The 10,349-nt window shown below is 46.1% G+C and carries 7 protein-coding genes; 3 read left to right on the top strand and 4 right to left on the bottom strand.

Translation table 11 applies throughout. The features are described from left to right. Positions 1-200 precede the first annotated feature (200 nt). The 4 genes from galM to galE form a co-directional block, all read right to left on the bottom strand. A complete protein-coding gene (gene galM / locus AB4482_RS12745) occupies positions 201-1,280 on the bottom strand; it encodes a galactose-1-epimerase (RefSeq protein ID WP_372074661.1) in 1,080 nt (359 codons plus the stop codon). Positions 1,281-1,391: 111 nt separating this feature from the next. Next, on the bottom strand, positions 1,392-2,552 hold the full coding sequence (gene galK / locus AB4482_RS12740) for a galactokinase (protein WP_048612261.1): 1,161 nt from the start codon (positions 2,550-2,552) through the stop codon (positions 1,392-1,394). 194 nt (positions 2,553-2,746) lie between these two features. Further along, complete coding sequence (locus AB4482_RS12735) at positions 2,747-3,799, bottom strand: UDP-glucose--hexose-1-phosphate uridylyltransferase (protein WP_052878877.1); 1,053 nt, start codon at positions 3,797-3,799, stop codon at positions 2,747-2,749. 228 nt (positions 3,800-4,027) lie between these two features. Further along, entirely contained in the window at positions 4,028-5,038 is a 1,011-nt protein-coding gene (gene galE / locus AB4482_RS12730; protein WP_136978116.1) for a UDP-glucose 4-epimerase GalE, read from the bottom strand. A 393-nt stretch (positions 5,039-5,431) separates the two neighbouring features. Between galE and ebgR the strand changes: the two genes are divergently transcribed. The 3 genes from ebgR (at position 5,432) to AB4482_RS12715 (ending at position 10,327) form a co-directional block, all read left to right on the top strand. Next, entirely contained in the window at positions 5,432-6,415 is a 984-nt protein-coding gene (ebgR, locus tag AB4482_RS12725; protein WP_017069515.1) for a transcriptional regulator EbgR, read from the top strand. 324 nt (positions 6,416-6,739) lie between these two features. Next, positions 6,740-9,871, top strand: coding sequence for a beta-galactosidase subunit alpha (gene ebgA, locus AB4482_RS12720; protein WP_372129076.1), 3,132 nt, complete (start codon positions 6,740-6,742; stop codon positions 9,869-9,871). Positions 9,872-9,874: 3 nt separating this feature from the next. Next, positions 9,875-10,327, top strand: a complete 453-nt coding sequence (locus tag AB4482_RS12715; RefSeq protein WP_372129078.1) for a beta-galactosidase subunit beta — start codon at positions 9,875-9,877, stop codon at positions 10,325-10,327. Positions 10,328-10,349 lie beyond the last annotated feature (22 nt).

Here is a 10,349-nt window from a genome sequence, read left to right as displayed (position 1 = left end):
CGATGAACCAAAAAAAAGCCCTAACAGAATCGCTTCTGTTAGGGCTTTCCTACCTTACTCAGATACTCAACAATCGCGCTTAATAAACTGCACTCTTGTTGAGCGCCACTTTTGCTCATCCCCCAAGAACAACGCGATAATTCACATCGTCCTATTCACAAGCAAAAGACATTGGCGTAACCGCTTTGAGCTAGAGCGTACTAGTTTGAAGAATCCCCCGAAAATTCAAACTGGTAACAGGTACTGTAGTTATATTCTTGTTCAGGCTTGAGAATACAACTGTCCTGCTTCCACTCTGGGTGGTTAGGAGAGTCAGGTAAGAACTGGGTTTCTAGCGCCAAACCAGCGTAGTCTTCATAGCTGCCACCACTTCGGTTTGGTGTGCCACCAAGCCAGTTTCCGGTGTATAGCTGCATTGCAGGTTTGGTTGAAAATACTTTTAGTGTGACGAGCGCATCTGGTGAGGTTACGGTCGCGGCACATTGAGTGCGCTTGCAGCCGTCAGCCAATAAGAAAGAGTGGTCGTAACCCTTTGCTGCTTTCTGCTGTTCATCGCCCAACAAACGCTCTGAGATCATCATAGGCTGATTGAAGTCGAAGCTGGTCGATTTGACCGATTTAAGGTTACCTAATGGAATTCCCACCGAGTTGGTCGGCAAGAATTGATTGGCGTTGATGCTGACAATGTGTGACAAACAATCGTGTCCGGCTTCTGCGCCAAGTAGATTGAAGTACGCATGATTCGTTAGGTTGACCACGGTCGGCTTGTCTGTGGTTGCAGAGTAATTAATGGAAACTCGATTGTCTTCGGTGATGTCATAACGCACCGACACATTCAAATTCCCCGGGAATCCTTGGTCGCCATCAGCAGACTCTAGAGTAAACACCACTGACGTTTCGGTTTGCTCTGCAATATTCCAACGACGTTTATCAAATCCGTTCGGGCCACCATGTAAGGTGTTGCCCGCTTGGTTGGTTTCCAGCTTGTAGTTCTGACCGTCAATTTTGAAACGACCATTGGCAATGCGGTTAGCATAACGGCCAACGGTTGTGCCCATATAGCTGGCTTGCTTCTCGAAGTTCTCCATTGAATTAACACCCAACAAAACTTCTCTTTTATTTCCTTTTACTGGCAGGATACAGCTCAACCATGTTGCACCAATATCCATGAATGTCACTTGCATGCCATGCGTATTTGATAGCGTCACTAACTGAGCGGGTTGGCCATCATAGGCAGGAGTCTGCGTCATGGATTGATGCAGGTTTTGCTCTTGTGTCATTCTAAATTCCTTCTAGTGCCAGTAAAAAGCCTCTACCTGAAGTAAAGGCTTTAGCATTTGGCCTACCATGATCTTTTTACTTGGTAAGCTCTATATTAAATCTCGAAGCCGTTAGATTACTTCAACTAAGCCTGCTCCGTCTTTCGCTTGGCACACATAAATAGATTCTTTTAGACCCGTCGCCGCTTGATATTTCTGCTCAACGGTTGTTTTGATTTCATCAACCAATGCAGGTGGAACCAATGCCACAATACAACCACCGAAACCACCGCCAGTCATACGCACGCCACCTTGCTCACCGATCACTTCTTTGACCATATCAACCAGCGTATCGATTTCTTTCACCGTGATTTCAAAATCATCACGCATTGATGCATGCGATTCAGCCATCAACTCACCCATGCGTTTCATATCATGAGTGCGCAGAGCTTGAGCCGCTTCAACAGTACGGTCATTTTCAGTAATCACGTGACGAGCACGTTTCGCGACCATTTCATCTAACTCAGACTCTTTCGCTTTGAACTGCTCAATGGTCACATCACGAAGTGCCGGAACACCAAAGATGCGCGCCGCTTCTTCACACTGTTCACGACGTGTGTTGTATTCGCTGTCGACTAAGCCGCGTTTCTTGTTTGAGTTGATGATAACCACAGCCATATCTTCTGGCATAGAAACTGCTTGAGTCTCTAGGCTACGACAATCCAATAGCATCGCGTGGTTTGCACGACCTTCTGCAGAGATCATTTGGTCCATGATGCCGCAGTTACAGCCCACAAATTCGTTTTCGGCCTGCTGACCATTTAGCGCCACTTCGGCTTGGCTGATCTCTAGGTTATAAAGCACCTTGAATGTTTGACCAATCACCACTTCCAGTGCCGCAGAAGAACTTAAACCTGCACCTTGAGGCACGTTGCCCGTTACAGAGATGTCTGCACCTGTAAATTCAAAGCCGCGACCTTTTAAGCACTTCACCACACCACGAATGTAGTTCGCCCACATCTTGTCTTGTTGGAATGTGATCTCTTGAGTTAAATCGAACTCATCGACTGCATTACCGTAGTCCACTGATACTACGCGAACAATGTTGTCGTCACGCTTAGCCGCGGCGACTACCGTTTGGTAGTTAATGGCACACGGTAGAACAAAACCATCGTTGTAGTCAGTGTGCTCGCCGATCAGGTTCACACGACCTGGTGCTTGGATAATATGAGTCGCTTGGTAACCAAGGACTTGCTCAAAAGATGCTTTCACGTTTTGGATTAGGTCAGACATAAGTAAACTCTCTGGTTAAACTCTTTGTTCAATTGGTTATGGCCCCTTCACGGCACCACTTTAATTCTTTTAGATTCCCTATCTCATTCGTCTCTCACGGTAGGGAATGACAACATCAGCCTTTCACCTGCCGTCATTCCAGAATCGAGGGACGAGATATCAGGAATCTCGCTTGTTATCTACGAAGCAACGTATTACTGCTCTTTATAGTGAACGTCACTCAAATCACGCAGACGCTGCGCTGCTTGTTCTGCGGTTAAATCACGCTGAGACTCAGCCAACATTTCGTAGCCGACCATGAACTTGCGAACCGAAGCACTACGTAGCAATGGCGGGTAGAACAACGCATGCAGTTGCCAGTGATCGATGTCCGTGCCTTCTTCAAAGAACGGCGCATAGTGCCAACCCATTGAGTACGGGAATGAGCATTGGAACAAGTTGTCGTAACGACTGGTCAGCTTCTTAATCGCAAGCGCTAAATCATCACGCTGCTCGTCAGTCAGTTCGCTCATACGGCGAATGTGCGTTTTTGGTAGCAACATGGTTTCAAATGGCCACGCCGCCCAGTAAGGCACCACCGCAATCCAATGTTCAGTTTCAACCACAGTGCGAGAGCCGTCTTTCATTTCAGCTTCAACGTAATCCACTAAAAGATTCGAACCTTGTTGTTCGAAGTACTCTTTTAACAATTTCTCTTTGCGTTCAATCTCGTTGGGCAAAAAGCTGTTTGCCCATATCTGACCGTGCGGATGAGGCTGAGAACAGCCCATGGTCTCGCCTTTGTTTTCAAACGCTTGAACCCATAGGTAGTCTTTACCTAGCTCTTCAATCTGTTCATTCCATGTGTCGATAACACCGCGAATCTTGTTTACTGGTAACTCTGGCAGCGTTTTGCTGTGGTCCGGAGAAAAACAGATCACGCGGCTCAACCCGCGAACACCTTGAGTCTTGAATAGAGGGTTATCAGACTCTGGAGCGTCAGGTGAATCAGGCATCAACGCCGCGAAGTCATTACTGAATACATAAGTGCCGTCGTAATCTGGGTTTTCGTCGCCCGAGATACGCGTATTGGTTGGGCACAAGAAACACTCTTTCTCATACGCAGGAAGCTGCGCAGTCGATGGTTTTTCATCTTGGCCACTCCAAGGACGTTTTGCTCGGTGCGGTGATACTAAGATCCACTGACCCGTTAATGGGTTATAACGACGATGCGGGTGGTCTACTGGGTTAAATTCAACTTTTGACATGTTTAGATTGCTCTCAAATTTTGTGTCTTGGTCAATTCACCAAGATGAATAATTCTTCTACAAGGAGATTCCCTATCACGCTCGTGCCTCGCTGTAGGGAATGACGTGTAATCTCGTTGTGCTATTTGTGCAAAGGCCACCACTTCATAGCCTTATGCTCATCCGTCATTCCAGAATAAAGGCACGAGATATCTGGAATCTCTATTTTTTCAATAGCTTAAAAGTTCTTTAGTAACCTTGTGGGTTATTCGACTGCCAATTCCATGTATCCGCCGTCATCTCCATCACGCTACGCGTCGCCTTCCAGCCAAGCTCGCGCTCTGCTTTTTCAGTACTTGCCCAACATTCGGCAATGTCACCTGCGCGGCGTGGGCAAAGTTCATAAGGAACCGGTTTGCCCGATGCTTGTGCGAAGGCTTCAACCATCTCGAGTACACTTGAGCCTTTGCCCGTACCTAGGTTGTAAATGTGTAAGCCCGCTTTCTCGCCCACGGCTTTTAATGCTGCTACGTGGCCATCAGCCAAATCCATTACGTGGATGTAGTCTCTAACACCAGTTCCATCCGGTGTTGGGTAATCGTTTCCAAAGATAGAAAGCTTCTCTCTACGGCCTACAGCAACCTGTGCGATGAACGGCATTAGGTTGTTTGGAATGCCTTGTGGGTCTTCTCCCATGGTGCCTGATGGGTGTGCACCGACTGGATTGAAGTAACGCAGTAAAGTGACGCTCCAATCGTTCTCCGCGTTGAACAGATCGCTCAAGCACTCTTCCACCATATATTTGCTGCGACCATAAGGGTTGGTTGTCGCGCCAGTTGGTGAAGTTTCAGTAATCGGCACTACTTCTGGATCGCCGTAAACGGTAGCCGAAGAACTAAATACGATGCTTTTCACGCCCGCTTTCTTCATGCTTCGAGCTAACACTAGTGAACCATTAACGTTGTTATCGTAGTACTCCAAAGGCTTAGCCACCGACTCCCCTACCGCTTTCAGGCCAGCAAAGTGAATCACCGCTTGGATATCGTTTTCTGAAAACACGCCATCTAGAAAAGATTGGTCACGAATGTCGCCAAGATAAAACGTTGGTCGCTTGCCAGTTAACGATTCGATTCGTTTCAGCACTAGCTCTTTGCTGTTGCAAAGGTTATCAACAATGATCGGCTCCATACCTGCCTGTATCATTTGAATGCATGTATGACTTCCGATGTAACCCATGCCGCCCGTAACCAGTACTTTCACAATCAACCTCTCTTTGTCGTCATTCGTGGGCTAACTCGAACTGACATTCAGCTCAGTAGCACCGTATGTCAGAAATAGTAGCAGCCATTTTGACTATAATTCTGTGATCAAAACCACGAAGTGTAAACGTTTACACTAACTTTCATCATTGGTACTGCTAATGACATAGAGGAAATGTATAGCTGTTAACCTCTAATTTATTGAATTTTAATAAGATAATTATAGATAGTTAGATTTGAGACATCACAGATGAGTTGAGCATTTATTTTACTAAAAGTTAATGCAATGACGTCCAGTTTGATTACAATAGGTCTGTAGAATAAAGAGGTGCATTGCTTTTTTACTAAATACCAATTTCAAAGCAGCGCAATGTTCCAATAACAGGAAGTGAGTATGGCAACGTTAAAAGATATCGCGACTGAAGCGAATGTATCATTGGCTACAGTTTCAAGGGTTCTCAATGAAGATCCAACATTAAGCGTCAAGGAAGAGACCAAAAGGCGTATCTTTGAAATTGCAGAGAAGTTGGAATACAAAACCAGCAGCTCACGAAAAACCGTTAGCAGTAAAAAACAAAACCATCACTTCCTAGCACTGTATAACTACAAGCAAGAAGCGGAAGTTAACGACCCTTACTATCTATCGATTCGCCACGGGATTGAAACCCAATGTGAAAAGATGGAAGTTAAGCTAACCAACTGTTATGAAAGTAAAATACAGATCAATTCAGCACCAATCACAGGTGTTTTGTTGGTGGGTAGAATGACACCAGAGGTTATCGAGCAAGCTAAAAAGCTGAGCGATAATATCTGTTATGTCGATTTTACCGATCACTCAGAACCTTATGACTCTGTCGATATCGACCTGGCTTTGATCAGCAAAGAGATCACCAACTTCTTTATCAACCAAGGCTATGAGCGCATCGGCTTTATTGGTGGCCAAGACGACGTCAATACCCCTGATATTCGTGAAGTCGCTTTTGCTGAATATGGTGGCCTCAAGAACGTTGTCAGTGAGCAAGACATCTACCGTGGTGACTTCTCTAGCTCATCAGGTTACAAGCTTGCAAAACAGATGCTCGCGACGGGCGACTACCCTAAAGCCATGTTTATTGCGTCAGATTCCATCGCAATTGGCGTTTTACGAGCAGTTCATGAGCACGGATTAAACATCCCTGAAGATATTGCGCTGATCAGTGTAAACGACATCCCAACAGCTAAATTTACCTTCCCATCTTTATCAACTGTTCGTATTCACTCTGAATTGATGGGAATTCAAGGCGTTAATCTGCTGATTGAGAAAGTACGCGACGGCCGAACCATCCCACTACGTGTCTATGTACCAAGCAAACTCAAGCTGCGCGATACAACAAAATAATTAAATATATCATGTAGATAAATAAAGGCTACCTTTGTTGAAGGTGGCCTTTTTTGTGCCCGTCACATACATCAATCTCCACGTATCCCCCTCTTTAATCTGCTACATAAATCAGCCAATAGCATTCTTTTAAGTGGATCACACAGCACCGTAAAAAGACCATAAAAAACGTGATGAAGTTAAAGTAAAACGTTTTCACCATTTTCATTTAGTAAAACTTTTACTAATAATCACCTCAATCCAAAAATACTCGTATTCACTACGACCCAATTACGCATAAGAACGTCGGTCAGCAAACTGCATTCAGACCGAGAGAGAGGCAACGTGAACAACTGGGAAAACTTCCTGAACTTACATGAGAACCGTATGGCACCGCGTGCATACTTCTTCTCGTACGCATCAGAAAAAAATGCAAAAACGTTTCAGCGTGAACTGAGCAGCCACTTCCAACTATTGAGTGGCCAATGGAATTTCAGCTATTTCACCAATCCGCTATTGGTTCCTGAAGAGTTCTATTCTCAGGAAATGAGCGACTGGGGAAACATCACGGTTCCAAACATGTGGCAAATGGAAGGCCACGGCGATCTTCAATACACAGATGAAGGTTTCCCATTCCCAATTGATGTGCCTTTCGTACCATCAGACAACCCAACCGGCGCATACCAACGCTCTTTCTTCCTTGGCGAAAGCTGGGACGAGAAACAAACCATCATCAAATTTGATGGCGTTGAAACTTACTTCGAAGTTTACGTAAACGGCGAGTACGTTGGTTTCAGCAAGGGCAGCCGCCTAACCGCTGAATTCGATATCTCTAGCCACGTAAAAGCGGGCAACAACCTACTTTCTATTCGCGTGATGCAGTGGGCAGACTCCACCTACATTGAAGACCAAGACATGTGGTGGACAGGCGGCATCTTCCGTGATGTTTACCTTGTTGGTAAAGAACAACTTCACGTTCAAGACCTAATGGTTCGTACTGATTTTGACGACGCTTACCAAAGCGCGACCCTTTCGTGCAACGTTGCTCTAGAAAACCTAGCAGCAGCGACTAACGCAACTCTTGAGTACGCATTGCTTGATGGCAGCCAAGTTATCTCCCAAGGCTCAGTAGATAACTTAACTGTTCCTAACCAACAGACTGGCGGCAATGCGAACACTCAATTCTCTATCGATGTCGTGAACCCTGTTCAATGGAATGCTGAAAACCCATACCTTTACCAACTGTTGCTTACGCTGAAAGATGGTGACGGCAAGGTGTTGGAAGTGATTCCACAGCGCGTTGGTTTCCGCGACATTAAAGTTCGCGATGGTCTGTTCTACATCAACAACAAATACGTGATGCTGCACGGTGTAAACCGTCACGACAACGACCACCTAAAAGGTCGTGCGGTTGGCATGGATCGCGTAGAGAAAGACTTAGTGTTGATGAAGCAGCACAACATCAACTCAGTACGCACGGCGCACTACCCGAACGACCCACGCTTCTACGAACTGTGTGATATTTATGGCCTATTCGTTATGGGCGAAACCGATGTCGAAACTCACGGCTTTGCTAACGTTGGCGACCTAAGCCGCATCACTAACGATGCCGCATGGGAAGCGGTGTTTGTTGAACGTATCGAACGTCATATCCACGCTCAGAAGAACCACCCTTCTATCATCATGTGGTCGCTAGGTAACGAGTCTGGTTACGGTTGCAACATCCGCTCTATGTACGATGCAGCAAAAGCAATTGATGACACGCGTCTGGTTCATTATGAAGAAGACCGTGATGCTGAAGTAGTCGACATCATTTCAACCATGTACTCACGTGCTCAACTGATGAATGCCTTCGGTGAATTCCCACACGAAAAACCACGCATTATCTGTGAATACGCACACGCAATGGGTAATGGCCCAGGTGGCTTAACCGAATACCAAAACGTGTTCTACAAGCACGATGCAATTCAAGGTCACTACGTTTGGGAATGGTGTGACCACGGCATTCTAGCGCGTGATGAAGCGGGTACTGAGTTCTATAAGTACGGCGGTGACTACGGTGACTACCCGAACAACTACAACTTCTGCATGGACGGCTTGATCTACCCAGACCAAACGCCAGGCCCTGGCTTGAAAGAGTACAAGCAAGTGATTGCCCCGGTGAAGCTTCGCGATTTCGATGCACAAACGGGTACCTTCACAGTAGACAACAAGCTTTGGTTCTCAAACATCGATGATTACACCATCACTGCGGAAATCCGCGCTGAGGGTGAAACCATTGCCGTACAGCACATCAAGATTGAAGAGCTGGCTGAGAACTCTAGCCGTGAACTGACGCTTAATTTGCCAGAGCTTGATGAGCGTGAAGTGTTTGTGAACTTTACAGTTCGTAAGGATTCTCGTACTTCATACAGCGAAGCGAACCACGACATTGCGGTTTATCAGTTCCAAGTGAAAGAGAACACAGCACAGCTTGACGCCTTCACTAACAATAATGCGACAGCACTGAATGTTGAAGAATCTCGCTTAGCCTACCTAATCAAAGGCCACAACTTTGCTCTGAACTTCTCGAAAGTGAACGGCAAACTGACGTCATGGTTAGTGAATGGCGAGGAACTGATTAAGTCTGAGCCTAAGCTGAACTTCTTCAAGCCAATGATCGATAACCATAAACAAGAGCACGATGGTTACTGGGAGCCTGCACACTTGCAAATTATGCAGGAGCACTTCCGTAGCATTGACCTTGAATGCGTTAACGTTGAACAGGTAAATGGCAAGGTAGAGATCACCACCACCAGCATCATTGCTCCACCAGTATTCGATTTCGGCATGCGTTGTGAATATCGCTACCAAGTTAATGCTGAAGGCCAATTGAACGTTGAGCTAAGCGGCGAACGTTACGGTGAGTACCCTCATGTAATTCCTGTGATTGGTTTTGATATGGGCATCAACGGCGACTTCGACCAAGTCCAATATTACGGACGCGGCCCTGAAGAGAACTACCAAGACAGCAAGCAAGCCAACATGATTGATGTGTACCAATCAACCGTTGCAGACATGTTCGAGAACTACCCGTTCCCACAGAACAACGGCAACCGCCAACACGTTCGTTGGGCTGCGCTTTCAAGCCGCGCGGGTAATGGTATTGCAGTAAAACCACAGCAAGAAATCAACTTCAGCGCATGGTTCTACACCAACCAAAACCTGCACCAAGCACAACACACCATTGAGCTAGAGAAAAGCGGTTACATCACGTTAAACCTAGATCACCAAGTGATGGGCTTAGGCTCTAACTCTTGGGGCAGCGAAGTGCTCGATTCTTACCGCGTTTACATGGACGAGTTCCGCTACGGTTTAACTCTGATTCCATTCCAAGCAGGCGATTGCGATGCGCAGCACCTAATCAATCACAACTTTGGCGATGAGTTTTTTACGGTGAATGCACCAAAAGCTCAACCACAACTGAACGAGGCATAAGCGATGATCGTTTTAGAGAACTTAGAACAATTTCAAGTCGTCTACCGCGATGGTCGTAAATGGCAACGCTGTGTAGAAGCGATTGAAAACATCGGAAACATCAAAGATGGCGTGATGTATTCAATTGGTGATTCACTGGCTTACATGATTGAAGACGGTGTGGCTCGTAACACAGAAAACTTCACCGGTAATCGTCGTTACTTCGACGTGCACTACTACCTAGAAGGCCGTGAAACGGTTGAATTCGCAGCGAAATCAGAGCTAGAGCAGATCCAAGCTTATAGCGATGAAACCGACCGCGAACACCTAATGGGGAACGGTGAAACTCGTGAGCTAGCTGAAGGCCAAGTGGCGATCTTTGACAACAATCAGGCTTACCGTTTCCACGGTGATAACCGAGTTCGAAAAGTGGTACTGAAAGTGACCATTGAAGACGGTTACTTCCTCAATAAATAAACAATAACGCTATCTATTCACA

It is taken from the genome of Vibrio sp. 10N.222.55.C7 (assembly GCF_041473335.1).
Lineage (GTDB): Bacteria > Pseudomonadota > Gammaproteobacteria > Enterobacterales > Vibrionaceae > Vibrio > Vibrio crassostreae_C.
Note: the sequence above shows the minus strand (reverse complement) of the source record. Positions and strands in the feature narration are given on the sequence as shown.

Coding starts and splice junctions, on each gene's coding strand:
- galM (WP_372074661.1), bottom strand. CDS start 1,280: ATGACACAAGAGCAAAACCTGCATCAATCCATGACGCAGACTCCTGCC.
- galK (WP_048612261.1), bottom strand. CDS start 2,552: ATGTCTGACCTAATCCAAAACGTGAAAGCATCTTTTGAGCAAGTCCTT.
- AB4482_RS12735 (WP_052878877.1), bottom strand. CDS start 3,799: ATGTCAAAAGTTGAATTTAACCCAGTAGACCACCCGCATCGTCGTTAT.
- ebgR (WP_017069515.1), top strand. CDS start 5,432: ATGGCAACGTTAAAAGATATCGCGACTGAAGCGAATGTATCATTGGCT.
- AB4482_RS12715 (WP_372129078.1), top strand. CDS start 9,875: ATGATCGTTTTAGAGAACTTAGAACAATTTCAAGTCGTCTACCGCGAT.